Source organism: Parafrankia sp. FMc2, assembly GCF_041008525.1.
Classification (GTDB): domain Bacteria; phylum Actinomycetota; class Actinomycetes; order Frankiales; family Frankiaceae; genus Parafrankia.
On sequence record NZ_JBFLUG010000050.1, the window covers coordinates 18,145 to 45,128 of the forward strand.

The 26,984-nt window shown below is 72.8% G+C and carries 20 protein-coding genes; 2 read left to right on the top strand and 18 right to left on the bottom strand.

Annotated features, from left to right (window positions below; translation table 11 throughout):
* Window positions 1-19: 19 nt before the first annotated feature.
* The 3 genes from AB1460_RS18435 to nadD form a co-directional block, all read right to left on the bottom strand.
* A complete protein-coding gene (locus AB1460_RS18435) occupies window positions 20-787 on the bottom strand; it encodes a histidine phosphatase family protein (RefSeq protein WP_368962798.1) in 768 nt (255 codons plus the stop codon).
* Window positions 784-1,179: a ribosome silencing factor gene (rsfS, locus tag AB1460_RS18440; RefSeq protein ID WP_071084534.1), complete on the bottom strand. Its 396-nt coding sequence runs from the start codon at window positions 1,177-1,179 to the stop codon at window positions 784-786. Before rsfS ends, AB1460_RS18435 begins: the two co-directional genes overlap by 4 nt.
* Before the next feature lie 237 nt (window positions 1,180-1,416).
* Window positions 1,417-2,019: a nicotinate-nucleotide adenylyltransferase gene (nadD, locus tag AB1460_RS18445; protein ID WP_420497308.1), complete on the bottom strand. Its 603-nt coding sequence runs from the start codon at window positions 2,017-2,019 to the stop codon at window positions 1,417-1,419.
* 282 nt (window positions 2,020-2,301) lie between these two features.
* Here nadD and pgm point away from each other — a divergent pair, with 282 nt between their 5' ends.
* Complete coding sequence (gene pgm, locus AB1460_RS18450; RefSeq protein WP_368962800.1) at window positions 2,302-3,984, top strand: phosphoglucomutase (alpha-D-glucose-1,6-bisphosphate-dependent); 1,683 nt, start codon at window positions 2,302-2,304, stop codon at window positions 3,982-3,984.
* A 25-nt stretch (window positions 3,985-4,009) separates the two neighbouring features.
* Here the strand turns inward: pgm and AB1460_RS18455 are convergent, their stop codons facing one another.
* From AB1460_RS18455 to rplU, 8 genes are all read right to left on the bottom strand, one after another.
* Complete coding sequence (locus tag AB1460_RS18455; RefSeq protein ID WP_368962801.1) at window positions 4,010-5,377, bottom strand: DUF4349 domain-containing protein; 1,368 nt, start codon at window positions 5,375-5,377, stop codon at window positions 4,010-4,012.
* A 153-nt stretch (window positions 5,378-5,530) separates the two neighbouring features.
* Window positions 5,531-6,958 carry a vWA domain-containing protein gene (locus AB1460_RS18460; protein ID WP_368962803.1) on the bottom strand — a complete coding sequence of 476 codons (1,428 nt, stop codon included), beginning with the start codon at window positions 6,956-6,958 and terminating at the stop codon, window positions 5,531-5,533.
* A gap of 174 nt (window positions 6,959-7,132) precedes the next feature.
* Complete coding sequence (locus tag AB1460_RS18465; protein ID WP_368962804.1) at window positions 7,133-8,065, bottom strand: AAA family ATPase; 933 nt, start codon at window positions 8,063-8,065, stop codon at window positions 7,133-7,135.
* Between the two features lie 212 nt (window positions 8,066-8,277).
* Window positions 8,278-9,534 (bottom strand): glutamate-5-semialdehyde dehydrogenase, encoded by a 1,257-nt coding sequence (locus AB1460_RS18470; protein WP_368962805.1) that lies wholly within the window; start codon window positions 9,532-9,534, stop codon window positions 8,278-8,280.
* 141 nt (window positions 9,535-9,675) lie between these two features.
* Window positions 9,676-10,791, bottom strand: coding sequence for a glutamate 5-kinase (proB, locus tag AB1460_RS18475; RefSeq protein ID WP_368962806.1), 1,116 nt, complete (start codon window positions 10,789-10,791; stop codon window positions 9,676-9,678).
* Window positions 10,792-10,794: 3 nt separating this feature from the next.
* Entirely contained in the window at window positions 10,795-12,462 is a 1,668-nt protein-coding gene (obgE, locus tag AB1460_RS18480) for a GTPase ObgE (RefSeq protein WP_368962807.1), read from the bottom strand.
* Window positions 12,463-12,707: 245 nt separating this feature from the next.
* Complete coding sequence (gene rpmA, locus AB1460_RS18485) at window positions 12,708-13,004, bottom strand: 50S ribosomal protein L27 (protein ID WP_071084547.1); 297 nt, start codon at window positions 13,002-13,004, stop codon at window positions 12,708-12,710.
* Between the two features lie 4 nt (window positions 13,005-13,008).
* Window positions 13,009-13,326, bottom strand: a complete 318-nt coding sequence (gene rplU, locus AB1460_RS18490; RefSeq protein WP_018634864.1) for a 50S ribosomal protein L21 — start codon at window positions 13,324-13,326, stop codon at window positions 13,009-13,011.
* 559 nt (window positions 13,327-13,885) lie between these two features.
* Here rplU and AB1460_RS18495 point away from each other — a divergent pair.
* Window positions 13,886-14,524: an MFS transporter gene (locus tag AB1460_RS18495; RefSeq protein WP_368962808.1), complete on the top strand. Its 639-nt coding sequence runs from the start codon at window positions 13,886-13,888 to the stop codon at window positions 14,522-14,524.
* Window positions 14,525-14,729: 205 nt separating this feature from the next.
* On the opposite strand, the gene AB1460_RS18500 is transcribed toward AB1460_RS18495, so the two are convergent.
* The 7 genes from AB1460_RS18500 to mreC form a co-directional block, all read right to left on the bottom strand.
* Complete coding sequence (locus AB1460_RS18500) at window positions 14,730-18,224, bottom strand: Rne/Rng family ribonuclease (RefSeq protein WP_420497307.1); 3,495 nt, start codon at window positions 18,222-18,224, stop codon at window positions 14,730-14,732.
* Between the two features lie 442 nt (window positions 18,225-18,666).
* Complete coding sequence (locus AB1460_RS18505; RefSeq protein WP_420497309.1) at window positions 18,667-19,380, bottom strand: TIGR03936 family radical SAM-associated protein; 714 nt, start codon at window positions 19,378-19,380, stop codon at window positions 18,667-18,669.
* Between the two features lie 31 nt (window positions 19,381-19,411).
* Window positions 19,412-21,544, bottom strand: a complete 2,133-nt coding sequence (locus AB1460_RS18510; RefSeq protein WP_368962811.1) for a TIGR03960 family B12-binding radical SAM protein — start codon at window positions 21,542-21,544, stop codon at window positions 19,412-19,414.
* A 60-nt stretch (window positions 21,545-21,604) separates the two neighbouring features.
* On the bottom strand, window positions 21,605-22,840 hold the full coding sequence (gene rodA / locus AB1460_RS18515; RefSeq protein ID WP_368962812.1) for a rod shape-determining protein RodA: 1,236 nt from the start codon (window positions 22,838-22,840) through the stop codon (window positions 21,605-21,607).
* A gap of 146 nt (window positions 22,841-22,986) precedes the next feature.
* Window positions 22,987-25,344: a penicillin-binding protein 2 gene (gene mrdA / locus AB1460_RS18520; protein ID WP_368962814.1), complete on the bottom strand. Its 2,358-nt coding sequence runs from the start codon at window positions 25,342-25,344 to the stop codon at window positions 22,987-22,989.
* On the bottom strand, window positions 25,341-25,877 hold the full coding sequence (mreD, locus tag AB1460_RS18525; RefSeq protein WP_368962815.1) for a rod shape-determining protein MreD: 537 nt from the start codon (window positions 25,875-25,877) through the stop codon (window positions 25,341-25,343). Before mreD ends, mrdA begins: the two co-directional genes overlap by 4 nt.
* Window positions 25,878-25,883: 6 nt before the next feature.
* On the bottom strand, window positions 25,884-26,933 hold the full coding sequence (mreC, locus tag AB1460_RS18530; protein ID WP_368962816.1) for a rod shape-determining protein MreC: 1,050 nt from the start codon (window positions 26,931-26,933) through the stop codon (window positions 25,884-25,886).
* Between the last annotated feature and the right edge of the window lie 51 nt (window positions 26,934-26,984).

Below are 26,984 nucleotides of genomic sequence, written 5' to 3' on the forward strand. Positions count from 1 at the left end.
CGAACTCTGATCATGCTGTTCAGCCGCTTGTCGGCCGCGTCTGCAAGTGTACAGGTTCCGTGTCAGCTGTTGTCGGCCCGTCCTGCGTCGGCAACAAGGCCTCCGACAGTGGGTTCGGGGCTGAGCGCCTTGATCCGACGCTGCGCTCCGGCCCGACGTTGTCGACCTTATCAGGCGCCGGGACGGCCGTGGTGAGGGGGCCACTGTTGTGCTCCGCAAGTCGGAAGCCGCCGTGCTCCCGCCGGAGCACGGACCACCGACAGTTGCGCAGGGGCCCGAACACCCACCAGTTCTCCGGGGGTACGCCGAGCACCCGCCCGATGAGCGCCCGCGCGGTGCCGCCGTGCAGCACGAAGACGATCAGGCCGGCGGGGTCGGCCGGTCCGCCCTCGCCCAGGATCTCCTGCAGGAGCGCGTACGCCCGCTCCGCGACCTCCTCGTAGGTCTCACCGCCGCCGCGGCGGATGTCCTCACCGCGGCGCCAGGCGGCGTCCTCGGCGGGGAACCGCACCGCCGCCTCGGCCCCGGTCAGGCCGGACCAGGCACCGAGGTCGATCTCACGCAGCCGGGGGTCGGTCCGCACGGGCAGCCCGATCCGGGCGGCGGTCTGCTGACAGCGCAGCAGATCCGAAGAGACCACGAGCTCGGGGCGCAGCGCCCTGATCACCGGCCCGACCGCGTCGGCCTGCCGGGCGCCGGTCTCGTCCAGGGGCACGTCCGCCTGCCCCTGGAAGCGGCCGGCGTTGTTCCAGGACGTCTGGCCGTGGCGCCAGAGGAGCAGCCTCACCGGGTTTCTGCCGCACCGACACCGACAGCTGCGTCGGCGTCGGTGAAGGGGATGACCGGGCAGTCCTTCCAGAGCCGCTCGAGGCTGTAGTAGGTGCGCTCCTCGGCGCGCTGCACGTGCACGACGATGTCGGCGAAGTCGAGGAGGACCCAGCGGCCGTCACGTTCGCCCTCGCGGCGCAGGGGCTTCGCGCCCATGGCCCGCAGCTTCTCCTCGACCTCGTCGACGATGCCCTTCACCTGGCGCTCGTTCTCGGCCGACGCGATGACGAAGCAGTCGGTGATCGTGAGTCGCTCGCTGACGTCGAGGACGAGGATGTCCTGGCCGATCTTGTCTGCGGCGGCCTGGGCGGCGGCGAGGGCGAGCTCGGTGGCTCGCGGCGAAGCGGTCACGCTCGTGGGTCTCCAGAAGGTTCGGGGCCACGCGGCCGCCGGCTGCCCGCCGCGCGCCGGTGCCGCTGTCGGTGCCGGCACCACGTGCTCGGGGCATCCCGCAGGACGCGCCGGCCACCCGCGGATCGGGCGACCGTATCCAGCGTGACACACCGACGCGCGGATCGGCGACCATGTTCTCCGCCATCGGGTCGAATGTTCTCCCGCGCCGGACCCGCCGGGGCAGCGCCGCCCGGACTACCCGCTCCCGCCCGGCTCCCGCTCGAGGGGCGGGAGCGGGTCGTACAGCCCCCGTTTCACGATGTAGCGGACGACGCCGTCCGGAGTCAGATACCAGATGGGCGCGGCCCTGGCGACCCGCAGGCGGATGTCGGACGAGGAGATCGCCAACGCGGGCACCTCGAGCAGGCTGACCGCCTCGTCGGGCAGGCTGGCATGGCGGCGCAGGTGATAGCCCGGGCGGGTCACGCCGATGAAGTGGGCCAGGCCGAAGAGCTCGGTGTGGTCCCGCCAGGTGAAGATCTGCGCGAGCGCGTCGGCGCCGGTGATGAAGAACAGCTCGTCGGCGGGCCGCAGCCGGCGCAGGTGCCGCAGCGTGTCGATGGTGTAGGTCGGGCCGCTGCGTTCGATGTCGATCCGGCTGACGGTGAACCGGGGGTTCTCGGCCGTGGCGAGGAAGGTCATCAGATAGCGGTCCTCGGCGGCGGAGACCTCGCGGTCGACCTTCTGCCACGGTTGCCCGCTGGGCACGAAGACGACCTCGTCCAGGTCGAACAGCGCCGCGACCTCGCTGGCCGCGACCAGGTGCCCGTTGTGGACGGGATCGAACGTCCCACCCATCACGCCCAGTCGCACGTGGGGACCCTAACCCCCCGCAAACGCCTCGCGCCCCCGTCACGGCACCGCCCGCGGGATGTCCTTCGTCACGAGACCCGAGGGCGGGGCGGCCCGGACGGCTGTCGCCGGGCGGCAAGGCGGCCCAGCGGCCGGCTGCGCGTGCCGGCCGGGCCGAAACCTGTCGGTCACGGCACTAGGCTGGCCGGGAGCCGGACGACATCACGGACGACACCACGGACGGCATCCCAGGACACGCCGTGGGACGACATCCAGGGGGATCAGCCCATGCCGACCAGCCCGCGCGCGGGGCAGCCCGCCGCTCCCGACGAGCTCGTAGATGTGGGCGCGCTGCTGGACGCCTACCAGGACGTCCATCCCGACCCGGCCGACCCGGCGCAGCTGGTCGCGTTCGGGACGTCCGGCCACCGCGGCAGCGCGCTGCGCGCCTCCTTCAACGAGGACCACATCCTGGCCACCACCCAGGCGATCTGCGAGTACCGGGCGGCCGCAGGCACGACCGGCCCCCTGTTCATCGGGATGGACACCCACGCCCTGTCGGCGCCCGCCCTGGCGAGCGCGCTCGAGGTGCTGGTCGCGAACGGGGTGGACGTGCGGGTGGCTCCCGCCGGTGAGGCGACACCCACCCCGGTGGTCTCGCACGCCATCCTCGGCCACAACGGCCGCGGCGCGGGGGCGAGAGCGGGCGCGGCACCGGCCCCGACCGCGGTGGCCGGTGGGGTCGCCGACGGGATCGTCGTGACGCCGTCGCACAACCCGCCGGCCGACGGCGGCTTCAAGTACAACCCACCGCACGGCGGCCCGGCGGACACCGCCGCGACGACGGCGATCCAGAACCGGGCGAACGACCTGCTCCGGGCGGGCCTCGCCGGCGTCGCCCGCGTCCCCTACCACCAGGCGCTGACAGCGGCGACCGTGCACGACTTCGTCGGCGCCTACGTGGCGGACCTGCCGAACGTCGTCGATCTCGACGCGATCCGCGCGGCAGGCGTCCGGATCGGCGTCGACCCGCTCGGCGGCGCGAGCGTCCGCTACTGGCAGGAGATCGCCGAGCGACACAAGCTCGACATCGAGGTGGTCAACCCCGCCGTCGACCCGGCGTTCGGGTTCATGACCCTGGACTGGGACGGCCGGATCCGGATGGACCCGTCCTCGCCGTACGCGATGGCCTCCCTGCTGCGGCTGGCGGCCTCGTTCGACGTCGCGCTGGCGAACGACGCCGACGCCGACCGGCACGGCATTGTCACTCCGGGCGCCGGGCTGCTCAACCCGAACCACTTCCTCGCCGCCGCGATCTCCTACCTGTTCGCGCACCGCCCGGGCTGGCCCGCCGGCGCCGCCATCGGCAAGACACTGGTCAGTTCGGCGATGATCGACCGCGTCGCCGTCGGCGTCGGGCGCCGGCTGCACGAGGTGCCCGTCGGTTTCAAGTGGTTCGTCGACGGGCTGCTCGACGGCTCCCTCGGCTTCGGCGGCGAGGAGAGCGCGGGCGCCTCGTTCCTGCGCCGTGACGGCGGTGTCTGGACCACCGACAAGGACGGCATCATCGCCTGCCTGCTCGCCGCCGAGATGACGGCGAGCACCGGACGCGATCCCGGACAGCTCTACGCGGCACTGACCGAACGCCACGGCTCTCCCGCCTACCGCCGGGTGGACGCCGCGGCGACACCGGCGCAGAAGAAGGTTCTCGCCGCGCTGACCCCGGCGGCGCTCGGCGCCACCGCACTCGCCGGAAGCCCGGTCACGGCGGCGATGACGACCGCGCCGGGCAACGGCGCGCCGATCGGGGGCGCCAAGGTGGCGACGGCGGACGCCTGGTTCGCCGCCCGCCCCTCCGGCACCGAGGACGTCTACAAGATCTACGCCGAGAGCTTCCTCGGCGCCGACCATCTCACCGAGGTGCTCGGCGAGGCCCAGACGATCGTCGACGCCGCGCTGGCCCGCGGGTAGCCGGGCCCCGCGCGGCGGGGGTCGGTCATCGGGTCGGGCCGTCTGCGTCTGCTGCTCCGTTCCCGCCCGACGGAGCCGGCGGTGCCCCCGATCCGGTCTCCCGCGGGTCGACGGCCGGCGCCGCGGGGCGGCGTAGCCGGCGGGCGAGGCGCACCGCCGCGTAGGTGACACCGGCGAGCAGGCCGACGAGCACCAGCGGACCGACCAACGCGATGATCACCTCGATACCGCGGACGAACCGGTCCCAGGAGCGGCTGGCGGCATCGCCCAACCCGGACGACTCGTCGTCGGGAGCGGGGCCGGAGCCGGCGTCGGCCTCCGTGATCCGCACACTGAGCGTCGCCAGATCGCTGGCGTCGGCGAGCACCATCCGCTGGCCCTCGAGCTGCTCGATCTGGATCTGCACCCCGTCAATCGCCTGCTGCACGGAGAGTGTCTCCCCCACCGTCGTCGCCTTGGCGAGCAGCCCCAGGTAGGCGGCGCGGGACGCCTCCAGCGCACGCTTGCGGGCCTCGATGTCGACGTACTCACCCGTGACATCCCGCGAGGAGGTCGTGGCGGACGAGATCTCACCCAGCTCACCCAGTCCGGAGCGGAGCCGCTCGAACGAGGCGGTCGGCACGCGGAGGTTCACGGTGGCGTACTGGTAGTCGTCATCGGTCGTGGACGAGGTGCCGCTGACCTCGCTCGACTCGACGTAGCCGTCGAGCCCGGTGACCGTCGCCGAAAGTTCCTGGACGGTTCGGTCCACCTGCCCGACCGGCACGAGCAGGGTGGTCGTGCCGTTGCGGACGATGCGTGGCTCGACGCCCGCCGGCCGCGCCGGCTCACCGCCGGCGCCTCCCGGCTGCCCCGGAACGGTCGAGCTCCGCGCGGGGGTGTCACGGGCCACACCCGGGCTGGGCGGCGCCGCTCCCACGCCGGATGACAGGTCGGAATCCGTCTCCCGCAGGCCTCTCCCCTGGGGCAGGCCCGCGCCGGACGAGCCGGCCGAGTCCGCCTGGACCGCGGCCGGAGCGGGCTCGGCCGCCCCGAAGGACGATGTGTCGATCGACCCGTCGTCCAACTCGTCGACGACGGCACCGAGAGCCACCCCGCCGAGCAACACCCCGGCCAGGACGAGGGCGCCGACGATGATCCGCCGGCGGCGGCGTGCCGCCGGCGCCAACACCGGACCCGTCTCCCCCGTCCCGCCCGTTTCGGTCGACCCGCCGGCCCGGTCCTCGCCGGCGGCGGCCCGGTCCTCGTCACCGGTGGTCCGGTCGCGGGCGGCGTCGGTCTCGGCGTCGGCGCGCGGGCGGGCGGCGTCCAGGCGATCCGGCGTGGTCCTCCCGGGGGACGTCGGTTCCCCGGTATCCCGGGTCGCCCCGGGGGTCGTCGTACTGGTCGCCATGCGGCACCCCTGTCGTCCGACCACCCTGGTGAACCCCACGGACGTCCCGCCGGGCCACTGGTGGATGACACGGCGGACGCACCGCGCGTCAGCCGTCGAAGGGTTGGACGCAGCCACCCGGCAAACGGTTCACTCTGGAACAGAGCGGATTTCTCAGGTGGGCAGCAGCCGCTCGATGAAGTGCTGGAGCTGCTCGACGTTGCGGCACTCGACCATCTCGTCGACGAAGTCGGCATAGGCGCCGGTGGCGGAGTCGCCCGAGCCCCAGTAGCTGCGCGGCTCCGGGTTCAGCCAGTAGGAGTGCCGGGCCTGCGCGCACAGCCGGCGGAACACCGCCGCCGAGGTCGCCCGGTAGTTGTTCCGGGCGTCGCCGAGCACGAGCAGCGAGGTCCGCGGGCCGACGGCGTCGGGGTACCTCTCGGCGAAGACGTCGATGGCGTGGCCGTAGTCGCTGTGGCCGTCGAACCAGACCAGGTCGGCCTCGGTGGCGATGCGGGCCATCATGTCGCCCAGGTCGAGGCCACGCAGGAAGCGGGTGACCTCGTCCGTCGTGTCGATGAAGGCGAAGGCGCGGACCTTGGAGAACTGCTCGCGCAGCGCGTGGGTGAGCATGAGGGTGAAGTGGGCGAAGGAGGACACCGATCCGGACACGTCGCACAGCACGACCAGTTCGGGCTTGTGCGGCTTGTGCGGCCGGTGCTTCGTCTCCATCGGGACGCCGCCGGTGGCCAGCGAGGCCCGTACCGTGCGGCGGAAGTCCAGCCGCCCGGACCGGCCGAGGCGGCGTCGCGCGGTCAGCCTGGTCGCGAGCCGGCGGGCCAGCGGGTAGACCTGCCGACGCAGCTCGACGAGATCGCGCTGGGAGGCGCGGAGGAAGTCGACCTGGTCCGCGAGCGGCTTGACCGCGGACTTCTCGACGGCCTCGATGCCGCGCTCCTCCGCCATCCGGCGGCGCACCTCGGAGGACACCATGTCCTCGAAGGCCTTGATCCGGTCGGCGATCGTCTGGCGGGCGATCCGCTCGCCGAGGCCGCCGCGCTCGTCCTCCCCGAGCATGGCCGCGAGCAGGTCGGCGATGAGCGTCTCCGGGGACATGGCCCGCAGCACCCGGTAGATGAAGTAGCTGCGCTGCCCCGGCCCGTTCTGCGCGGCGCCGAACGCGCTGACCGACCGGCGGGCCAGGTCACGGAGCCGTTCGTCGTCACCGTCGAGCAGGGCGTCGCGAAGCATGTCGCGCATGGCGCGGCGCAGCTCCTCCAGCTCCTGCGGGGTCAGCTCGGGAGCGTCGCCGGCCGGCCCGTCGGAGGCGAGCGCCGGGCCGCCGACGCCGTCCGCGTCCGCCAGCGCGACACCGTCGCCGATGCGCGGCGGGAAGTAGAGGTCGAACAGCGAGTCGAACGCGTTCCGGTACAGCGGCCGCTTGCACATGGTGGCGGCGAACGCGGACCGGACAGCGTTCCGGTCGGCCCACCCGACGGCGCCGACCGCGCGGACGGCGTCCACCGTCTCGGCGCTGCTCACCGGGACGTTCGCACGGCGCAGCGCGGCCGTGAACGCCACGGTGCGGTCAAGCAGGTTCATCGGGACCTCCGGGTCCTGGGCCTGGGCCTGGGGCTCGCCTGGCCTTGCCTCGGGCGGGCCGAGGCCGGGCGGGGCGGGGCCCGCCGGGCCCGGCCGGCTCTCGGCCCGGCAGCCGCCGGCTCCGTGCCGGCGCCGTGGGGTGGCGCCGGCAGCCGGCGCCGGTGGTTCGTGCCGTCAGTTGGCGCCGAGCTTGAGCTGGCTGATCGCGCGGGCCTGGTCACTGGCGTGCTTGAGGACCACGCCGAGGGTCGAGGTGACGGCCGCGTCGTCCATCGAGTCGAAGCCCAGCGCGAGGACCGTCTGGCCCCAGTCGATGGTTTCGGCGATCGACGGCGCCTTCTTCAGCTCCATCGCCCGCAGCGCCCGGACGATCCGTACCAGCGACTCCGCCATCTTCTCGGGGAGCTCCGGCACCCGGGACAGGACGATCTCCTTCTCCCGGGCCGCGGAAGGGTAGTCGAGATTGAGATAGAGGCAGCGGCGCTTGAGCGCCTCCGACAGCTCCCGGGTGGCGTTCGAGGTGAGGATGACGAACGGGCGGCGGGTCGCCTTCACCGTGCCCAGCTCGGGAATCGTCACCTGGAAGTCCGACAGCACCTCCAGGAGCAGGCCCTCCACCTCGACGTCGGCCTTGTCGGTCTCGTCGATGAGCAGGACGGTCGGCTCGTCACGCCGGATCGCGGTGAGCAGCGGCCGGGAGAGGAGGAACTCCTCGCTGAAGATGTCGTCGTGGGTCTGCTGCCAGGTGCCCGCGCCCGCTGGCGCGCTCCCGGCCACGCCCTCGGGACCGGTGGCGGCCTCGGGGGCCGCGCCGGCTGCCTGGATCCGCAGCAGCTGCTTCTTGTAGTTCCACTCGTAGAGGGCGCGGGCCTCGTCCAGCCCCTCGTAGCACTGCAGCCGGATCAGCTCGGCACCGACCGCGCTGGTCAGTGCCTTGGCCAGTTCGGTCTTGCCGACACCGGCCGGCCCTTCGACCAGCAGCGGCTTACCGAGCCGGTCCGCGAGGAAGACCGTGGTGGCGATCGCCTCGTCGGCGAGATAACCCGTCTCCCGGAGCCGCTCCCGCACATCCGCGACATCAGCGAACGCGTATCCCTGCGACGACATGGCCACCTTCCGATCCGGTGCCTGGTAGTACCCCACCGTCCATAGTGCCAGTGGTTGGCAGCACATGACGGATTGACGAGGAATGAGGGCCTCGCGGAATGCTCCGCACCGCACCCACGGGCCACCTTTGCGCCAGCGCCACCCGCATTGTCACCAGCGGAAACAACCAGGTCACCGGCCGTCGCGCAATCCGCGAGGTACCAGCCCCGGTTCTACACCAGATGACCGTCCCCGATACCGAGCCAGGTCGTCGATGTCAGCTCGGCAAGCCCCATCGGCCCACGGGCGTGCAGCTTCTGGGTGGAAATCCCGATCTCGGCGCCCATCCCGAAACGCTCGCCGTCGGTGAAGCGCGTCGAGGCGTTCACCATCACCGCGGCGCTGTCGCAGGATGAGGTGAACCGGCGGCTCGCCGCCAGCGAACGGGTGATGATCGCCTCGGTGTGGCCGCTGCTCCAGCGCCGGATGTGCTCGACCGCCTCGTCCAGGGAGCCGACGACCCCGACCGCCATGTCCAGCGACAGGTACTCGGTGGCCCAGTCCTCGTCGGTGACCGGCACCGCTGACGGGTCGACGGCCCGCACGGTCTCGTCGCCGTGGATGGTCACGCCCGCGTCCCGCAGCGCGGCCAGCACCCGGGGCAGGAACTCCGCGGCGACACCGGCGTGGACGAGCAACGTCTCCGCGGAGTTGCAGACCGAGACCTTCTGGGTCTTCGCGTTCACCGTGACGGCCAGCGCGATGTCCAGGTCGGCGTCGGCGTCCACGTACACGTGGCAGTTACCCACCCCGGTCTCGATCACCGGCACCGTCGACTCCTCGACGACCGTGCGGATCAGGCCGGCGCCACCGCGCGGGATGAGCACGTCGACCAGCCCGCGCAGCCGCATGAGGTGCTTCACCGACTCGTGGTCTGCCCCCGGCACGAGCTGCACGGCATCCGCCGGCAGCCCGGCCGCCTCCGCGGCCTCCCGCAGCACGTCGACCAGCACCCGGTTGGAGTGCAGCGCGGACGCGCTGCCACGCAGCAGCACCGCGTTCCCGCTCTTCAGGCACAGGCCCGCCGCGTCCACCGTGACGTTGGGCCGCGCCTCGTAGATGATCCCGACGACGCCGAGCGGCACCCGCACCTGGCGCAGCTCCAGCCCGTTGGCGAGAACCCGGCCGCGGACGACCTCGCCGACCGGATCCTCGAGCGCCGCCACCTGGCGCAGCCCACCGGCCATCGCCTCGATCCGGGCCGGGGTCAGCGTCAGCCGGTCGACCAGTGCGTCGGACATGCCGCCTGCCCGGGCGGCTGCGGTGTCGACCGCGTTCGCGGCGAGGATGTCGGCCGTCCGGTCGAGGAGCGCCGTGGCCATGCCGAGCAGGGCGGTGTCCTTCGCCGCCCGCGGCAGCGGCGCGAGCACACCGGCGGCTCGCCGGGCTCGCACCGCGCTGGCTCGGACGTCCTCCGCCGACGTGTTCATGACCGCAATCCCTCCGACTGTCCGCGACCTCCGGCGCGGGCCCCGGGCCGGCATCGCCGGCGCGGTCGCGCCGCGCACGACCTTCTCGAGGCTACCGGCGTCCGGTACCCGCGGGCCCGCGACCGGAGCAACTCGCCCCGTTCAGCGGCGGGTGAGCAGCAGGACGAGGTCGTCCCGATGGACGACCTCACGCTCGTAGAACGGGCCGCGCTCGGCCGCCAGCTCCATCGTCGACCGGCCGAGCATGCCCGGAAGCTCGGCCGAGTCGAACTCGACCAGGCCACGGGCCACCGGCCGGCCCCGCGGGTCGACCAGGTCGACCGGGTCGCCGGCGGAGAACTCCCCCTCGATCCGGGTCACGCCGGCGGGCAGCAGGGAGGCACGGCGGTCGACGACAGCGGTGACCGCGCCGTCGTCCAGGTACAGCCGCCCCTCGGGGGCGGTCGCGTAGGCGAGCCACAGCAGACGGGACGCCCGTCGCGGATCGGTCGGGTGGAACACCGTCCCGACCTCGTCACCGGCGAGTGCCGCCGCCGCGAGCGACGCCGAGGTCACGACGGTGGGGACGCCACCCGCCGCCGCGATCCGCGCCGCGTCGATCTTCGTCGCCATGCCGCCGACGCCGACACCGGCCGCACCGGTGCCGCGGGCGGTGAGCCCGTCGAGGTCGGCGTCCGACCGGACGTCCCGCAGCATCCGGGCCGGGCCGAGGCGCGGGTTCGACTCATAGACACCGTCGACGTCCGAGAGCAGCACGAGCAGGTCCGCGGACACCAGATGGGCCACGATCGCGGCGAGCCGGTCGTTGTCACCGAACCGGATCTCCTGGGTGGCGACCGCGTCGTTCTCGTTCACGACCGGCACCACGCCCAGGGCCAGCAGCCGCTCCAGCGTCGTGCGTGCGTTGCGGTAGTGGGTCCGGCGGATCACATCGGTCTCGGTCAGCAGGACCTGGCCGACCCGGTGCCCAGCCCGACCGAACGCCTCGGCGTAGCGGTGGACGAGCTCGCTCTGCCCGACACTCGCCGCGGCCTGCAGCGTGGCCAGGTCGCGGGGCCGCCGGGCCAGGCCGAGCGGGGCGAGCCCGGCGGCGATCGCCCCGGACGACACCAGCACCAGCCCACCTGCCCGGCTGACCACCGCGGCGACGAGTGCCTCGACCCGCGCGGTGTCCAGCCCGCCGGCGGCGCTGGTCAGCGAAGAGGAACCGACCTTGACGACGACGCGGGTCGCCTCGGTGACGAAGGACCGTGCCACGGGCTAGCCACGCTCACCCGGGCTGCCACCGGTGGCGTCGCCGCCAGCAGCGGGCTCGTCGTGGCCGTCGAACTCGTCGAAGCCGCCCACACCGTCGCGGCGTGCCGCCCGCTCCGCCCGGGTCGGTCGCCTGGACGTCCGGAACCGCTGGTCGGTGCCCCGCGGACCCATCGGGATGTCCGCCACGGCCCCGGCCCGGATGCCGGACCGGCCGGCTCCCGGCATCCCACCGGACCCGCCGACGGTCGCGACCGTCGGCAGGGGCACCGGACGGACCACGCCGTAGCCGTCCCCGTCGCCCTCCCCGCCGGCTCCGTTGCCGCCCGAACCGTTCCCGCTCCCGCTGCCGTGGGCGGCTTCGAGGATCAGGGCGTCGCGGCCTGACAGGGTCGGCTCCCAGTCGAAGGTCACGGCGCCGATGGTGACCTCCACGCCGGGGACGGCGCCTTGGCGCGCCAGCTCCTTCTCCACCCCGAGCCGGGCGAGCCGGTCGGCCAGGTAGCCGATCGCCTCCTCGTTGGCGAAGTCGGTCTGGCGCACCCACCGCAGCGGCTTCGGCCCGCCGACGACGAATCCCTCCCCCTCCGGCCGCACCGTGAAGTCAGGTTCGTTGACCGCCCGCGGGCGCAGAACCACCCGCGGGACGCTCCGGCTCGGTGCCGCGGCCCGCAGGTTCGCGACCAGCTCGGCCAAGGCGAGCGACAGGGCGCGCACCCCCTGATGGCTGGCCGTGCTCACCGCGTGGACGGGCAGCCCGCGGGCCAGCAGGTCCGCGGTGACCAGCTCGGCGAGCTCGGCGGCGTCCGGAACGTCGATCTTGTTCAGCACGACGAGGCGGGGCCGGTCGGACAGGTCGGTCGTGTAGGCCGCCAGCTCCGCCTCGATCACGTCGAGGTCGGTCAGCGGGTCACGGCCCGGTTCGAGCGTGGCGCAGTCCAGCACGTGCACGATCAGCGAGCAGCGCTCGATGTGGCGCAGGAACTCCAGGCCCAGCCCGCGCCCCTGGCTCGCTCCCGGGATCAGCCCCGGCACATCCGCCACCGTGTAGGGCGGATGATCGCCGGCCCGGACGACCCCCAGGTTCGGCACCAGCGTCGTGAACGGGTAGTCGGCGATCTTGGGGCGGGCGGCGCTGAGTACCGAGACCAGCGACGACTTGCCCGCGCTGGGGAAGCCGACGAGGGCGACGTCGGCGACGCTCTTCAGCTCCAGGACGGCGTCCAGCTGCTCCCCCGGCTCGCCGAGCTCGGCGAAACCGGGCGCCTTGCGGCGGGTGGAGGCCAGCGACGCGTTGCCGCGCCCGCCACGGCCGCCGTGCGCGAGGACGTAGGTGGTGCCCGGACCGATCAGATCGACGATCTCCTCGCCGTCCGGCGAGATCACGACCGTCCCGTCCGGGACGGCGAGGACCAGGTCGTCCCCGTCGGCGCCGTGCCGGTTGGAGCCCTGGCCGGGCCGGCCGCTGCCGGCCTTCTGATGAGGATGGAAGTGGAAGTCGAGCAGGGTCGTGACCCCGTTGTCGACGCGCAGCAGCACATCGCCGCCACGCCCGCCGTTGCCGCCGTCCGGGCCGCCGAGGGGCTTGAACTTCTCCCGGTGGATCGAGCAGCAGCCGTGGCCGCCATCGCCTGCAGCGGCGTGCAGAACCACCCTGTCGACGAACGTCGCCATGGTCGGCCACCTCTTTCCTGCTCGTGTCGTGCCGCGCCTACCTGGCACGCACCTGCCCGGGCCCAGCCCAGCTCCCCGGCCCCGCCGCCGCGGTCCGCGGCCGACGGCAGGGGACACACAAGAGCGCCGCGCATGCCACCGGCCGGGATTCGGCGGTGGCTCACGCGGCGCCCAGTGAACGAACTACCAACTACATCCGGCTACCAGGCGGACCAGCGGCCCGCTCTGGCGCCTGACGGCGAGCGTCAGGCGCTGACCGCGACCTTCTCCGAGGACTCGGCCTGCCCGTTCTGCACCGCGACGATGTTCACGACGCGGCGACCCCGCTTGCGGCCGAACTCGACGTGGCCGGGAGCCAGCGCGAACAGGGTGTCGTCACCGCCGCGGCCGACCAGGTCGCCCGGGTGGAAGTGGGTGCCACGCTGGCGGACGATGATCTCGCCGGCCTTGACGAGCTGGCCGCCGAACCGCTTGACGCCGAGCCGCTGCGCGTTCGAGTCGCGCCCGTTACGCGAGGAACTCGCGCCCTTCTTATGCGCCATGTCGTCAGGCCTTCCCCGTCTCGATCCCGGTCACCTTGAGGCGCGTGAACTTCTGGCGATGCCCCTGGCGCTTGTGGTAACCGGTCTTGTTCTTGAACTTGTGGATCCGGATCTTCGGACCCTTGACGACCCCGACGACCTCGGCGGTGACCTCGACGGACGCAAGCGCGTCAGCGTCGTGCGTGACCGACTCACCGTCGACCAGGAGCACCGCCGGAAGGTTCACGGCCGCGCCCGGCTCTCCGGAGAGGAGCTCGACGTCGACGACATCGCCGACGGCGACCCTGTGCTGCTTGCCGCCGCTGGCAACGACCGCGTACACCAGATCTCCCTGCTGTTGGATCTTGCATGGGCCGCGCTGGCGGCCCTTTACGTCTGCCCACGTGGTTGACGCCCGCGCCGGCCATCCGATGGAGAACCATCCTGATGGCACCGCGCCGCACCTCTGCAAGCAGCCCCCCGAAAGAAGCCTGGTTGCGAAGAAGCCTGGTTGCGGCATCGAGCGCGCGCCTGTCCCGTGTGCGTCCCACCTTACAGGTCATCTGCGCAAGCGTGAGAAAGGCCTGCCGCCAGCGACCGGTCCGCTCGCCCGACACGGCTCTCACGCCGGATATGGCCGGCAGTTCTCAACCAGTCCTGACAGTTCTCAACCAGACAACGACCGGAGGACACAGAGAGAACCACCGGGATGGGGACACGGGCGATAGGCAGACACCGACAGGGTCATCCTGGCTATGACCCGGACGGGCCATGGTCGGACGCGACGCGCCCGGCAAGCATGTGGGGTCCTCCTCGGCCCGGCGGGATGTCGGCGCAGGTGGGGGCCGCGCCACCCGAGCGGTGGCCGTGGCCAACCAGACGGCGCGTAAGGGGACGATCCGGTGAACTGGCAGTACGTGACCTGGGCGGCCGGCGCGGCCACCGTCGCCGCCCTGATGGTCGCCTGTCGCCCGCTGCTCGCGGCCGCCGCCGGCCGCACATCCGCCGCGGTCGGCCGTGGTGCGTCCGCGCCAGGCCGGCAGGCACGTCTCCCGGCGCCGTCGGCGATCAGGGTTCTCGGCGTGCTGGTCGTTCTCGTCGCCCTGGTCACCGCCGAGCTGACCTTCGACGACCTGATCAGTCCCCCTGCCTGGGCACGGGCCGGCTGGGCGTTCCTGACCGCCGCCGCGGCGATCTGGCTGGCCGCGCACGGCCGCGAGCTGACCAGGGCGACCGGCCTCGAGGTTGTCGCCACCCCGGCGGGAACCGCGTCGGGATCGTCACCGCAGCAGGGCTCCGGGCGGATGGCCGATCCGCTCTCCGAACAGGATGATCTGGTGCAGACGCTGGTGGTCGCGTCCTACGCGCTGCAGATGGGCGACGAGCCACGCGCACGCCAGGCACTGGACGGCGCGCTGCGGCGTTCCCGTGCCACTCTCGACGAGCTGATGCGCCAGCGCGGCGGCCACGGCTTCGTCCGGGCGGCCCCCGCGGCTCCCTCGTCGGTCGTCAGCAGGAACGTCTCCGGCCTGTCGTCCTGACCAGGAACGTCTCCGGCCTGTCCTGACGGGGTCCGCGCCCCGTCCTGCCCGGGCGTCGCCCATGGCAGTGCAGCGGGGGCAGTTTCAGCGGGTCCAGCGGGGGCAGTTCAGCCGGCCATGGCAGTGCAGCGGGGCACGGCCCGTCCGGCCCGGGTGCGCAGGCCCGGCGATCACCGGCTGCGCACCCGAGCGCCTGGTCAGGGCCTCAGTTCCCGGCCACGTCTGACGGCTGGAGTGTCTCGGCCGGCTTCGACACCGGTCGGGATGCCCGCCGACGGCGGGCCCGGGCCGGCTTCTCGGCGACGGCCGCGGGGCCGGCCCCGTTCGTCCCCGCGTGCAGGACGCTGTCCGGGTCGTCGGTGTTCGCGAAGACCGCGTTCTCCGTGCTGTCCGACGCGGGAAGCCCTGCCGACTGGCCGGCCGCGACGAGTTCCCGGGCGGCGGTCGCCACCGGGTCACTCAGGCTGCCGGCCTGCCGGGCCGTCTCGACGCCCCGCACACCCCGGACACCGGAGATGGCTGCGACCGCTTCGCCACCCGCGCCAGGAGCGACACCGCCGGAGATGCCGGCGGCACCGTCCTCGCCGACGGCGGACTCCCCGTCCGGTGACGCCGCCTGCACGTCGCCCTCCGCGGCCACCTCCGGCACCGACGCCGCGGCGACCAGGGACGGGCTGGCGCTCTTCGCCGCCTGCCGAGCCCTGCGCCCGGTCGGGCCGGCCTGCTGGGCGGGCGGCGCGGGGAGCGGCGGCGCGCTCGCGTGCGTCCCGTCCAGATGGATCGTCACCCCGCGGCCGTTGCAGTGTGCGCACGGCTCGCTGTAGGCCTCGAGCAGCCCCTGCCCGACCCGCTTACGGGTCATCTGGACCAGGCCGAGGCTGGTGACCTCGGCGACCTGGTGCCGGGTCCGGTCCCGGCCGAGGCATTCGGTGAGCCGGCGCAGGACCAGCTCGCGGTTGCTCTCCAGCACCATGTCGATGAAGTCGATGACGATGATGCCACCGATGTCACGCAGCCGAAGCTGGCGGACGATCTCCTCCGCCGCCTCCAGGTTGTTCTTGGTGACCGTCTCCTCGAGGTTGCCGCCCTTGCCGGTGAACTTGCCGGTGTTGACGTCGATGACGGTCATCGCCTCGGTGCGGTCGATCACCAGCGAGCCGCCCGACGGCAACCAGACCTTGCGGTCGAGCGCCTTCGCGAGCTGCTCGTCCACCCGGTACTCGGCGAAGACGTCCCCGGTGCCGACGTAGCGGCGGACCCGGTCCCGCAGGTCGGGAGCCACCGTGTCGACGTAGCCCTCGACGGTCGCGGCCTCGCCCGCGCCCTGGACCACGAGCTCGGTGAAGTCCTCGTTGAAGATGTCCCGGATGACCCGGACGACCAGGTCGGGCTCGCCGTAGAGCAGCGAGGGAGCGCTGGCCTTCTCGGCCTTGCGCTGGATGTCCTCCCACTGGGCGACGAGTCGCTCGACGTCACGCTCCAGCTCGGCCTCGCTGGCGCCCTCGGCCGCGGTGCGCACGATCACGCCGCCGTTCTCCGGCGTGATCTTCTTCAGGATGCTCTTGAGTCGGGCCCGCTCGGTGTCCGGCAGCTTGCGGCTGATGCCGGCGTTCTGCCCGTCCGGCACGTACACCAGATAGCGGCCGGGCAGGCTGACCTGGCTGGTCAGCCGGGCGCCCTTGTGCCCGATCGGGTCCTTGGAGACCTGCACGAGCACCGACTGGCCGGACTTGAGCACCTGCTCGATCTTGCGGGGGCGCCCGTCGAGGCCCGAGGCGTCGTAGTTCACCTCGCCGGCGTAGAGGACCGCGTTGCGGCCCTTGCCGATGTCGACGAAGGCGGCCTCCATGCTCGCCAGCACGTTCTGCACCCGGCCCAGGTACACGTTGCCCGCGTAGGACGCCGAGCTCGCCCGGGTGACGAAGTGCTCGACCAGGACGCCGTCCTCGAGGACGGCGATCTGGGTCCGGTCACCGTTGTTCTTGACGATCATCCGCCGCTCGACCGACTCGCGCCGGGCGAGGAACTCGGCCTCGGTGACGATCGGAGCCCGACGGCGGCCGCTGTCCCGGCCCTCGCGTCGACGCTGCCGCTTGGCCTCCAGCCGGGTCGAGCCACTCACACCGCGAACGAGGTCGTCGTCCCGGCGGGTCTCGCGCACGTGCACGACGGTGTTCGGCGGGTCGTCGGACGTCGACACGCTCTCGCCGGTGCCAGACCGCCGGCGCCGGCGACGCCGGCGCCGGGACCCACCGGCCCGGTCATCGTCGGTGCCGTCGTCGGCGGAGTCCTCCGCGCCGTCGTCGAGGTCGGCGCCGTCGGCGCCGTCCTCGTCGGACTCGTCGGACTCCTGGTCGTGCTCGGCCCCGGGCTCCAGGTCGGCGTCGCCGTCGTCCTCATCCGGCTCGTCGAACACCTCCCGCACCTCGACGCGCCGGGACCGCCTACGGGCCGGCCGGGCCTCGGCCGCCTCGTGCTCCTCCGCGCCGGCCTCAGGCTCCCGGATCGGCTCCTCGGCCTCGCCGTCGTCATCGGTGAGGTCGGTGGTCTCGTCCTCGCCCCTGGCGCGGCCGCGGCCGCGACGGCCGCGGCGCCGACGGCGGGTGCCGCCCGCACCGGTGTCGTCACCGTCCGCATCCAGGTCGGCCTCGGCGCCGAAGGCACCGAGATCGGCGGCCTCCTGCCCGGCGTCGTCGGCGTCGAACTCCGCCTTCTCGTCCGCCGCCGAGTCCTCCAGATCGTCGACGGCAGCATCCGCCACCGGCTCGTCGACGGCGGAATCGGGCGCCGGCTCGTGGCGGCGAGGCCCCCACGGCTCAGGTGCCGCCGGCTCCGGCTGCTGGAACATGATCATGGCTACCGGGCGGCGAGCCGTGGGACGGGTCGCCGGGGCGACCGCCCCTGCCTCGGTGCCGCTCGTCCAGGTCGGGGTGAACGCCTTGGTGCGCCGCCGCGCCGGGCGTTCGCTCCGCTCGTCGACGGCGGGCGCTGCGCCGCTGGTCACGGACACCTCACCGGCCGCGACAGCCGCGTCACCGCTGGCGGTGCCAACCTTCGCCACGGACGCCGCCGGGGTCTCGTCGGCAACGACAGGCTCGTCGACAACCGCTGGCTCGTCGGCAACCGCAGTCGCCATGGTTGCCGACCGGGCCGGCGCCCCGGTCGGGGCAGAACCCTCAGCCGCGACGGATGTCTCGGCAGCAGGGCTCTTCCCGGCCTGGTCAGCCGGCACGGGAGCTGCGGACGGTCCGTCCGCCTGCGGCTCCGCAGCGGCGGGAGCGGCCGACGCACTCGACTCCACCGGCTCGGTCTTGGTGGCCGACCGACGAGCACGAGTACGACGCGGACGGGTGGTGGCGGGGGCCGCCTCGTTCTGCTCCGTAGTGTCTGCGGGCGCTGCGGAGACCTCCGCCGCCGTCGTGACCGGATCGGCCGGAGCGGGCGGAGCGGCGGTGGCGCTGCCGTCGCCGACGGAGGCCGGGGCCGCGGCACGGGCCGGGGCGGCGTTGGCCGCCGACCGGGTGGCCCGGCGCCGGGGAGTGGCCGGCTTCTCCGGCGCCACCACCGCTGCGGGCGAGGCCTCGCCGATCGGTGCCGCGTCCGCCGGCGGTACGGCATCGGCGGCCGGTGGAGCATCGGGGGTGGCGGGGACGGGCGCGGCAGCCGGCTCCGACCCGGCCGCGCTGGCGGCTCGGGACACCCGTCGCGGCCGGGTGGCGGTGCGCCGTGCCGGCCGAGTGGGTGTCGACGCGCTGTCGGTCGCCGGATCGGCACCGTCGGCGCCCGGCGCCGCGGGCGCGTCAGTGGAGGACGGTGTGCCGGCGGATGCCGTTACCGGCGCCGGACTCGGCGCCTTCTCTGCTCCGCTCTCAGAGCCGGCCTCGGTCTCGGCCGGATCGGGTGGCGGCCCGGAAGCCCCGGGCGGAGGCCCGGCCGGCCTTCCGGCGGCACGGCGACGACGGGGGGACCGCACGGCCGAGGTTTCCGGCGCGGTCTGCTGCTCTTCGGTGGTCTGGTCTTCGTCGGGCACGGGTTATGAAGCCTCTCGGGCTCCCGGGCGCGCTGCGTTAGCAGTCGCGACCGCTCAGAAGCCACTGTCTCGGTCCGGCGGTTGCGCCGCCGGCAATCCTGCGACGCCCTCGTCACGCTTCGAGTCGACCTACCGGCCGGGCAGCCTCATCGCGGTCCGGCGCCAGCGGGTCCGCCAGCGTTCCGTCCTCGCGCAGCCGGCCCTGTTCGAGTCGTGTTGGCTCGGGCGGCACCGGCACACTGAGAACGGCGACCGCGGAAAGGGCGGTCAGTACGTCGTCGGGTCGAACGGCGGGCGTCGTGTGCCGTACGACCACGTCCAGTATCGCACAGGTGTCGTTCTCTGCACGGCAAACGGCCCAGACCACAGCCCCGCGCACATCAACACCACGCTTGCCGTCCTTCGTGACCCGCTCTACCACAAGGGATTCCCGGGCCAACAGGACTGTGATGGCGGCATCCAGATCCGCTGTCACCACCCCTGGCAGGCGCACCTGCCAGCGGGACGCGTCGATCCGGTCGGGCAGCGAACGGCCACCGGCAGGAGCGCAGTCGAGGACGTCGAGCCCGGGCGGGAGAGCGGCGTCCAGCGCCTGGCGCACCTGCTCCGGGTCCACCGGTGCAGAGAAGGCGATCTCGACGTACTCGGCCTCGCTGGCGGCACCCGTGGGCGCCGCGCCGACCCATGACAGCCGCGGGTGTGGGCTGAAACCGGCCGAGAGGGCCACGGGCAGGCGGGCCCGGCGCAGGCCGCGTTCGAAGGTCCGGGCGATGTCCCGGTGGGAGAGGAAGCGCAGTCGCCCCCGCTTGCCGAACCGCAGGCGCATCCGGGCGACGACCGGCGGCGGGGGCGGCCCCTCAGGTTGACGAGGCACGTGCCGACACCAGGTCCGGGTCAGGGGCGACACCGCTGGCGGCGGCGTCAGGTCCGGCGGCGTCAGGTCCGGCGGCGTCAGGTCCGGCGGCGTCAGGTCCGGCGGCGTCAGGTCCGGCGGCGGAGTCAGGACCCACGGCGACACCCGGGGCTGCGGGCAGGCCCTGGTCGGAGGGGGCCCCCAGGGCCGGAGTGACGCCGACGGAGATCACGGGGAGCAGCGAGCGGCCCGTGGGGCCGATCTGGTTCTCGGTGCCGAATGTCGGGCAGACACCGCAGTCGTAGCAGGGGGTCCAGCGGCAGTCGTCCAGCTCCGTCCCGCGCAGCGCCTCCTGCCAGTCGGCCCACAGCCAGTCACGGTCCAGCCCGGCGTCGAGATGGTCCCAGGGCAGGACCTCGCGCTCGTCCCGCTCACGGGTGGTGAACCAGTCGAGTGAGACGCCGAGCGGGGGCAGCTCCGCCGCGCAGGCCGACTCCCAGCGCTCGAACGAGAAGTACTCGCTCCAGCCGTCGAAACGACCGCCATCGCGCCACACCCGCTCGATCGCCCGGCCGACCCGGCGGTCACCGCGGGCCAGCAGGCCCTCGATGATGCCCGGACGCCCGTCGTGGTACCGGAACCCCACCGCCCTGCCAACCTCCCGGTCAGCGCGCACCGTGTCACGGAGCAGCTTCAGTCGGTGGTCGGTGACCTCGTGGGAGGCCTGCCCGGCCCACTGGAACGGCGTGTGCGCCTTGGGGACGAACCCGCCGATGGACACGGTGCAGCGAATGTCGCGGTGCCCGCTGGCCCGCCGGCCCGCCCGAATGACCTCACGGGCGAGGTCGGCGATCTCCAGAACGTCCTCGTCGGTCTCGGTGGGCAGGCCACACATGAAGTACAGCTTCACCTGCCGCCAGCCGTTGCCGTAGGCAGTGCTGACGGTGCGCACCAGATCCTCGGCGCTGACCGTCTTGTTGATGACCTTGCGCAGCCGCTCGGAACCGCCCTCGGGCGCGAAGGTGAGGCCGCTGCGGCGCCCGTTGCGGGAGAACTCGTTGGCCAGGGTGACGTTGAAGGCGTCGACTCGCGTCGAGGGCAGGCTCAGCGAGGTGTTCGTGCCCTCGTAGCGGTCGGCGAGCTCCTTGGCGATCTCGCCTATCTCGCTGTGGTCCGCACTGGAGAGGGAGAGCAGCCCGACCTCGGAGAAACCCGTGGCGGTGAGGCCCGCGTCGACCATCGCGCCGACCGTCTCGATGCTGCGCTCCCGGACCGGCCGGGTGATCATTCCGGCCTGGCAGAATCGGCAGCCGCGGGTGCAGCCACGGAAGATCTCCACGCTCATCCGCTCGTGCACGGTCTCCGCCAGCGGGACCAGCGGTGCCTTCGGGTACGGCCACGAGTCGAGGTCGGTCAGCGTGTGCTTCGCGGGGCGGGCGGGGATGTCGTCCCGGTTCGGGGTGACGGCCTGGATCCGGCCGTCCGGCCGATAGCTGACGTCGAAGAAGCTCGGCACGTAGACGATCCCGAGACGCGCGAGGCGATGCAGCAGCTCGGTACGCCCGCCGGGGGAACCGGCTGCCTTCCACGCGCGCGTGACCTCGGTGATGCGCAGCACCGCCTGCTCGCCGTCACCGAGGACGACCGCGTCGACGAAGTCGGCGATCGGCTCGGGATTGAAGGCGGCGTGCCCCCCGGCGATGACCAGCGGTCCGCCGGTGCGGTCGGCGGCGTGCAGCGGAAGGCCGGCGAGGTCCAGTGCCGAGAGCAGGTTCGTGTAGCCGAGCTCGGTGGAGAAGCTGATGCCGAACAGGTCGAAGTCGCCGACGGCGCGATGGGCGTCCACGGTGAACTGCGGGATGCCGTTCTCGCGCATGAGCGCCTCGAGGTCCGGCCAGATCGAATAGGCGCGTTCGGCGAGAACGTCCGGCTGCTCGTTCAGGATCTCGTAGAGGATCTGGACGCCCTGGTTCGGCAGGCCGACCTCGTACGCGTCGGGGTACATCAGGCACCAGCGGACCGTGGCGCCGTCCCAGGGTTTGACGACCGAGTTCCCCTCGCCGCCCACGTACTGGACCGGCTTCCGGACCCGTGGGAGCAGTGGCTCCAGGAGAGGAAACAGCGACTGTCCGGACATGCCCGCGAGCCTACGGCACCCGGCAGGTGACCGACCCTGCCTGCTCACGCGAGCCTCCCGTCAAAGCGCATAGGGATCGGAGCGCGAACGCAGCCGGACGTTCTGCAGCAGCCCTACCGCGATCATGTTCGCGAACATCGAGGAGCCGCCGTAGGACAGGAAGGTCAGCGGCAGCCCTGTCACCGGCATGACGCCCAGACACATCCCGATGTTGACGAAGATCTGGAACGTGAACCAGCAGACCACGCCGGTGACGATCAGCGCGCCGAAGGAGTCCTGGGAGTTGAAGCCGATGGTGAGCGCGCGCCAGAGCACCACGCCGAGCAGGACGATCACCCCGCCGGCGCCGAGATAGCCCAGCTCCTCGCCCGCGACGCTGAAGACGAAGTCGGTCTGCTGCTCAGGCACGAACTGGCCCTGGGTCTGCTGGCCCTCGAACAGGCCCCGGCCGGTGACGCCGCCGTTGGCGATCGCGGTCATCGCCTGGTCGACGTTGTAGCCGGTCGAGGAGGACTCCTTGTTCTCCGAGACGAACGAGGTGAGCCGGGCCTCCTGGTAGGGCTTCAGCAGGTGGAACTGCAGAATCGCGCCGCCGAACAGCACCCCGCACAGGACCAGCCCGAGAACCCACCGGCGCGGAGCGCCGCTCACCCCGAGCATCCCGAGGGTGACGAAGACCAGCACCATGACCGTGCCGAAGTCGGGCTGGAGCATGATCAGCCCCATCGGGACGACGGCGAGCCCCAGCACGAGCAGGACGTCGCCGTGGCCCGGCGCACCCCGCCGGATACCGGTATGGCGGTCCTCGTGTTTCTCCCCCAGGATCATTGCCGCGCCGACGACGAGCGCGACCTTCGCGAACTCCGAGGGCTGCAGCTGGAACCCGGCGGGCAGGACGATCCAGGAGTGCGCGCCGTTGACGGTGGTGCCGACGAGGAGCACGGCCACCAGCCCGACCAGCGAACCCAGGTAGACGAACGGTGCGTAGGCCCGCAGGATCCGGTAGTCCACCAGGGTGGCGGCGGTACCGAGCAGCAGGCCGATCATGAGGTTCAGCAGGTGCCGCTTCAGGAACGTCTGCGGGTCGCCTCCCGACTCCTCCAGCCGCTGCCGGGTGGCCGACCAGACGAGCAGGGCACCGATCAGGGCCAGCGCGATCACGCTGGTCTGCAGGACCCAGTCGAGCCGGCGCAACGGCGAGTGCCGGCCGGAGGCTCGGTCCCGAAGCTGGCCGATCCGCCCTCGGACAAGAACCGGGGACGACCGCAGCGCGGTAGGACCGGGGTCCTGCGTCATCGTCCCTCCCCTGTCACACAGTCGGCATGGGGCCCTGTGGCCCTGGAGTTCAGCGGTTGCGCGGTTCTCGGCGAGCAGAAGTTCAGCGAGCAGGGTTCAGCGGCTCAGCGAACGGAGCCGCGCCGGAGGGCGGTGGTCTCGTGGTCTCAGGGCGGGGACCGGCCGCGGTCGTCGGGCGGGGGCTCCCGGGCGGCGGGAGGCGACCCGTCGGCATCCTGGGACGGCGCCGCTCCGTGTCCGCCGCCCGCGACGGTGGCCACGGTGCTCGGCGCCGCGGGCGTGAGCGCGGTGGGCTGCACCGCTCCGGTGACCGTCGTCGTGCCCGCTGTGGTCGCCCCGGGCGTGGGCTCCGCCGGGGCGGAAGCACCGCTTACTCCCGGCGCTCCGGCCTGGGGCGACGTGGCAGGGGTGTCGGACGTGGCGGGGCCGCCGGGGCCGCCGCCGAACGTTCCGTCGCGCCCCAGCTCGGGCAGGCTGGCGGGTGGCTTGCCTCCGGGCAGGGCCCCGGGCACGCCGACCCCGTAGATGGCCTGGTAGATCTCCTTCGCCACCGGCGCCGCGTACTCCGCTCCGGTACCGGATTCCGGGATGCTCACGACAACCGCGAACTGTGGGTCGTTCGCCGGGGCGAAGGAGGCGAACCACGAGGTGTCGTCCTTGCCCTCGACCTCGGCGGTGCCGGTCTTGCCCGCGACGGGCACCAGGTCGCTGGGCCAGTCGGCGAACGTCCCCGTAGCCGTGCCGCCCGCTTCGGTCGTCACCCCGGTCAGGCCGCCGCGGATGTAGGCGAGGTTCTCCGGCGAGATGGGCAGTCGACCGGTGACGGTCGGCTGGATCGGCGTCTGCTTCGTCCCGTCCGGCGAGATCGTCGCCCGGGCGAGGGTGGGCTTGTAGAGGGTTCCGCCGTTGGCGATGGCTGCGTAGGCGGACGCGAGCTGCAGCGGGCTGACCGAGAGGTACTGCCCCTGGCCGATGGAGAACTGCACGGCGGCGCCGGCGTTGTACAGGTAACCGTCCACGCAGGCCTCGGCCGCGTACTTGCGGAACCGCTCGGCCTTGACCGGGTCGGGTTCCTCCGGGTAGCCGCTCTGTGCCCGCCGGCAGTAGGAGTCCTTCAGTTCCTCCCAGATCCTGCGCGCGTCCGCGCGGTCGACCACGGCGCCCGAGGTCTCGCCGGGGAGGTCGATACCGGTGCGCCTGCCGAAGCCCATGCCCTCGGCCATGCGGACGAAGTGCTCCGCCGGCTCGGCGTAGGGACCACGGCCGTTGCGCAGCCCACCGTCGGCGACCCAGGCGTCGTAGGCGAACTTGTCGAAGATGACGTCGCAGGAGATGACCAGCGCCTGGTGCAGTGTGATGGGCCCGGCGGACGACCCGTCGAAGTTGTGGAAGACCTGGTCACCGACCTGCAGGGTCGGCGCGCAGTCGAATTTTTCATCGCCCTTCGCACCCATGTGCTCCATCGCGACCGCGGTGGAGACGACCTTGAACGTCGAGGCGGCGGCGGCGGAGCCCTGGTAGGCCCGTGACAGCAGCGGGGTGCCGTTCACCGGGTCGGACAGCGCGGAGTAGTCGGCCTGCGAGATCCCGCCGACGAACACGGAGGGGTCGTACGTGGGCAGGCTGGCGAGCGCCACGACACCGCCGGTCCGCACGTCCAGGACGACGGCGGACGCCGTCCGCGCGCCCCCGCCGAGCTTGTCGAGAGTCCGGGCCAGCGCCCCCTCGGCGGCGCGCTGGACGTCCAGGTCGAGGTTGAGCACCAGGTGGTCGCCACTGACCGGCGGGGTCGTGGACTCGGTTCCGGCGACCCGGCCGAAGCGGTCGACCTCGAGCCGCTCGACCCCGTCCGCACCGCGCAGCGCGTCGTCGTAGGTGTACTCCAGGCCGGCGACGCCGATCAGGCTGTTGAGGTGATAGCCTTTCTCGTCGCCCTGGCCGTCGAGCTGGTCCTGGGAGACGGGCGCGAGGTAGCCCAGCTCGTGCGCGGCGAGCGCGCCGTTGGGGTACTCGCGGACGGCCTGCAGGTCGGCCGACACACCGGGGAAGCGGTCAGGATGCTCGATCACCGCGAGCGCCTGGGCGGGGGTCACGTCCTTGGCCACGGGGACCGGCTGGTAGGGCGAGCCGTTCCAGCACGGGGCCTTCACGGTGGCCGAACAGAAACGGACTCGCTGTTCGAGCTCCGCCGGGGGAGCGCCGATCACGGTGGCCAGCCGGTCGAGGACGGCCCGGCCCTTGTCGTCCTGCCGGTCGATGGTCGACCGGTTCACCGAGATGACCAGCGAGGTGCGGTTGCGGACGAGGGGCTGGCCCTCGTCGTCGACGATCATGCCGCGGGTCGCCGGAGTGACCACCTCGCGGACCCGGTTCGTCTCGGCGACCTGGCGGTAGCGCTCGCCGTCGAGGATCTGCAGCACCCACAGCCTGGCGCCCAGCGTGACCAGCAGGGAAAGCACGAGGACCCGCAGGATGAGCAGGCGGATCCGCATCCGGTCGCTCACAGCCGGCCCCGCTCCCGGTGCAGCCTGCGTGCGGCGGCGAGGGCGAGCGGGAACAGGAACGGGGTGACCAGCAGCCCGTAGATACCGGCGGCAAGAGCCCGCAGAAGGGCCTGGCCACTGGTGAGAGCGGCGTCGCCAAGCAGGGCCGTCGCCGCGGCGTTACCCAGGGTGCCGAGGGCCGCCGCCGCGCCGACCGCCGCCAGCGGCACGGCGATCGACCGTTCGGCCGCGTTCATCACCAGGCCCGTGAGGTAGCCGACCAGGCACAGCACGAGTGCCGTCTGCCCGATCACGTGGCTGGAGAGCAGATCGGCCAGCAGACCCACCGCGAACCCGAGGACAGCACCGAGCAGCGGCCCCTCGATCAGCGCGACGACCGCCAGCAGGACGAGCACCAGATCGGGCCGGCCGAGCGGGGCGCCCAGCCGGGCGACCACGGACACCTGCAGGACCACGGCGACCAGCAGCAGGACGGCCGCGGCCGCGAACGCGCGCGGGTGCAGCCGCTCCTCAGAAAAACCGCTGTCCCACATGCGATCTCACCCGGCGCCCTGGGTCGACGCACCTGTGCCGGCCTGGTTCCGCCCCTGCGATGGCTGCCCGGCGCCCTGCTGCCCGGCGCCCTGCTGGCCGGCCTGCTGCTGCCCGCCAGCCGCATCCTGACCGGCAGGCGCGGTGCCGGCCGGCGCGGTCGACGCGGGGGCGTCGGCAGGTGGCTGTGTGCCGCCGGCCGGCGGCACCTCGCGCGGCGGCAGGACACGGTCGCCCGGGTCGCCCGGCGGGCCCCCGACGATGACGCCCACCAGGTCGAGGGTGCCGATCGAGACGAAGGGGCGCACCTCGGCGGTGCGCGAGAGACCGCCGACGTCGACCACCTTCGTCACCTCGCCGATCGGTACGCCCGCCACATAGTCGAGACTACCAAACGTAACCAATCGGTCACCCTCTTTTACCTGGTACGAGGCGTCATAGAGGGTGAAGGTCAGGTTCTTCGGTCCCTGCCCCCCGGCGACGGCGCCAAGGAGCTGCGTGGTTTCCAGCCGGGCGCCGATCCGGCTCGTCGGGTCACAGATCAGCTTGATGACGGCGGTCTGGTCGGTCACCGAGGCCACCGTCCCCACCAGGCCCGCGGTGTTCACCACGACCTTGTCGACGGCGAGCCCGTCGCGGCGTCCCGCGTTGATGGTGACCGTCCAGTCCATCCCGGTGACGTCGCCGACCGCGATGACCCGGGCCGGAACGATCGTGTACTGCCCCTTGTCGGCGAGCAGGCGCAGTGCGGAGAGCTCCCCGGCCAGGCGGTCGATCTCGGCGTCGTCCGCGATCGACCGGCGCAGCGTCGCGTTCTCCTCGGCGAGCCGGTCAGCGCGGTCGTGGTAGCGGTTGGGATGGGTCAGCGAGGAGACCGTCCGCCCGATGGGGCGGGTCACGGTGGTCACCGCGTTCTCCACACCGCCGACCACCGAGTGCAGCGCACCACGCACCCCGGTGGCGGAATCGCCCGTCCGGTAGTCGACTGTGATCAGCGTGAAGGCGAGGACGAGCAGGACGGCGATGACAAGGCGTGAGCGCCTGGTGTCACGTCCCACGTCGACCCTCCATCACCGCTGCCGTCCTCCTGCCGCACGGGCCGGCTGACG

Coding starts and splice junctions, on each gene's coding strand:
- nadD (WP_420497308.1), bottom strand. CDS start 2,019: ATGGGTGGGACGTTCGATCCCGTCCACAACGGGCACCTGGTCGCGGCC.
- pgm (WP_368962800.1), top strand. CDS start 2,302: ATGCCGACCAGCCCGCGCGCGGGGCAGCCCGCCGCTCCCGACGAGCTC.
- AB1460_RS18455 (WP_368962801.1), bottom strand. CDS start 5,377: ATGGCGACCAGTACGACGACCCCCGGGGCGACCCGGGATACCGGGGAA.
- AB1460_RS18460 (WP_368962803.1), bottom strand. CDS start 6,958: ATGAACCTGCTTGACCGCACCGTGGCGTTCACGGCCGCGCTGCGCCGT.
- AB1460_RS18465 (WP_368962804.1), bottom strand. CDS start 8,065: ATGTCGTCGCAGGGATACGCGTTCGCTGATGTCGCGGATGTGCGGGAG.
- AB1460_RS18470 (WP_368962805.1), bottom strand. CDS start 9,534: ATGAACACGTCGGCGGAGGACGTCCGAGCCAGCGCGGTGCGAGCCCGG.
- obgE (WP_368962807.1), bottom strand. CDS start 12,462: ATGGCGACGTTCGTCGACAGGGTGGTTCTGCACGCCGCTGCAGGCGAT.
- rpmA (WP_071084547.1), bottom strand. CDS start 13,004: ATGGCGCATAAGAAGGGCGCGAGTTCCTCGCGTAACGGGCGCGACTCG.
- AB1460_RS18505 (WP_420497309.1), bottom strand. CDS start 19,380: ATGCGCCTGCGGTTCGGCAAGCGGGGGCGACTGCGCTTCCTCTCCCAC.
- AB1460_RS18510 (WP_368962811.1), bottom strand. CDS start 21,544: ATGTCCGGACAGTCGCTGTTTCCTCTCCTGGAGCCACTGCTCCCACGG.
- rodA (WP_368962812.1), bottom strand. CDS start 22,840: ATGACGCAGGACCCCGGTCCTACCGCGCTGCGGTCGTCCCCGGTTCTT.
- mreD (WP_368962815.1), bottom strand. CDS start 25,877: ATGTGGGACAGCGGTTTTTCTGAGGAGCGGCTGCACCCGCGCGCGTTC.